The sequence below is a fragment of the Pseudomonas persica genome, from assembly GCF_900291015.1.
Taxonomy (GTDB): domain Bacteria; phylum Pseudomonadota; class Gammaproteobacteria; order Pseudomonadales; family Pseudomonadaceae; genus Aquipseudomonas.
Genome location: NZ_OLKL01000391.1, coordinates 1 through 234, shown reverse-complemented (window position 1 = coordinate 234; position 234 = coordinate 1). Strand labels below are relative to the sequence as shown.

Genomic DNA, 234 nt, shown 5'->3' with positions numbered 1-234 from the left:
GTGGTGGCATTGGCATCGTCACGCATGCGCGCGAACACGCCCTCGTACTCGCCCTCCATGCGCGCGGTGAGGTTGCCATGCGAGATGGCGCGCAGCACGTCGGAGAAATCGGCGATGCTGGCCTGCGAACTGGCCATCATGCCGTTGAGGTGGTTCACCATCGCCTGGAACTGGTACTGGAATGCCGCGGCGTCGCCACGCACGCTGAAATCGCCAGCGCGCGCGGCACGGGCC

1 protein-coding gene is annotated in these 234 nt (G+C 66.7%); it reads right to left on the bottom strand.

Features of this window, described 5'->3' with window-relative positions; genetic code table 11:
* Positions 1–234, bottom strand: a 234-nt coding sequence (locus tag FQ664_RS27015) for a hypothetical protein (protein ID WP_474707165.1), incomplete at both ends; no start/stop codon positions are given.